At 60.7% G+C, this 1,345-nt stretch carries 2 protein-coding genes; both read left to right on the top strand.

The annotated features are described in order from the left end of the window. On the top strand, positions 1-702 hold a 702-nt coding region (locus CLV74_RS22445), incomplete at its 5' end, for a CoA transferase subunit A (RefSeq protein WP_106269161.1). A gap of 1 nt (position 703) precedes the next feature. Further along, positions 704-1,333 carry a 3-oxoacid CoA-transferase subunit B gene (locus tag CLV74_RS22450; RefSeq protein WP_106269163.1) on the top strand — a complete coding sequence of 210 codons (630 nt, stop codon included), beginning with the start codon at positions 704-706 and terminating at the stop codon, positions 1,331-1,333. The last annotated feature ends 12 nt before the right edge of the window (positions 1,334-1,345 follow it).

Here is a 1,345-nt window from a genome sequence, read left to right on the forward strand (position 1 = left end):
ATGAACAAAGTGTATGGCAGCGCGTCGGAGGCTCTTGAAGGGCTGCTGCGCGACGACATGCTGATTGCGGCAGGGGGCTTTGGCCTTTGCGGGATTCCGGAACTGCTGATTGATGCGATTGTGGAAAGTGGTGTGAAGGGGCTGACCGTGGCCTCGAACAACGCAGGTGTGGACGGCTTTGGTCTGGGCAAACTGCTGGATACCCGCCAGATCAAGCGGATGATGAGCTCTTACGTGGGTGAGAACGCGGAATTCATGCGCCAGTACCTCAGCGGCGAGCTGGAGCTGGAATTCAACCCGCAAGGCACGCTGGCCGAGCGTATGCGCGCAGGCGGCGCGGGCATCCCCGGGTTCTACACCAAAACCGGCGTGGGCACCGTGATTGCCGAAGGCAAGGACGTGAAGGTCTTCAACGGTCAGGAATACATCATGGAAGAGGGCATTTTCGCCGATCTCTCCATCGTGAAGGCGTGGAAAGCCGACGAGACCGGCAACGCGATTTTCCGCAAGACCGCCCGCAACTTTAACCCGCCCGCGGCCATGTGCGGCAAGATCTGCGTGATGGAGGTCGAGGAAATCGTCCCCGCAGGCACGCTTGACCCCGATCACATCCACCTGCCCGGCATCTACGTGCACCGCCTGATTCAAGGTGAACACGAGAAGCGGATCGAACAGCGCACCGTGCGCAAGAAGGAGGCCTGATATGGGTTGGGATCGCAATCAAATGGCCGCCCGCGCGGCGCAGGAGCTGGAAAACGGCACCTATGTGAACCTTGGCATCGGCATCCCGACGCTGGTTCCTAACTTTATCCCCGAGGGCGTGCAGGTTGTTCTGCAGTCGGAAAACGGCATGCTTGGCATGGGTCCGTTCCCGTTCGAGGGCGATGAGGACCCCGACCTGATCAACGCCGGCAAGCAGACCATCACCGAACTGCCCGAGACCAGCTATTTCGACAGCTCGACCAGCTTTGGCATGATCCGTGGCGGCAAGATCGCGATGGCGATTCTGGGCGCGATGGAAGTGGCCGAGAACGGCGATCTGGCGAACTGGATGATCCCCGGCAAGCTGGTGAAAGGCATGGGCGGCGCGATGGATCTGGTGGCTGGCGTGGGCCGTGTGGTTGTCGTGATGGACCACACCAACAAGCACGGCGAAAGCAAGCTTCTGAAAGAATGCACCCTGCCGCTGACCGGCAAATCGGTCGTGGACCGCGTGATCACCAACCTTGGTGTTCTGGATGTGGTCGAGGGCGGCCTGAAGATCGTGGAATGCGCCGAGGGCGTCACCGAAGCCGAACTGCGCGCCGCGACCGAAGCCACAATCGTGGATTAAGCAAGGCTGCAC

Origin of the sequence: Donghicola tyrosinivorans (assembly GCF_003003355.1) — a bacterium.
GTDB classification, from domain to species: Bacteria; Pseudomonadota; Alphaproteobacteria; order Rhodobacterales; family Rhodobacteraceae; genus Donghicola; species Donghicola tyrosinivorans.

What these genes read in the sequence shown, in the direction of transcription:
- CLV74_RS22450 (WP_106269163.1), top strand. Translation starts at nt 704, where the DNA reads ATGGGTTGGGATCGCAATCAAATGGCCGCCCGCGCGGCGCAGGAGCTG.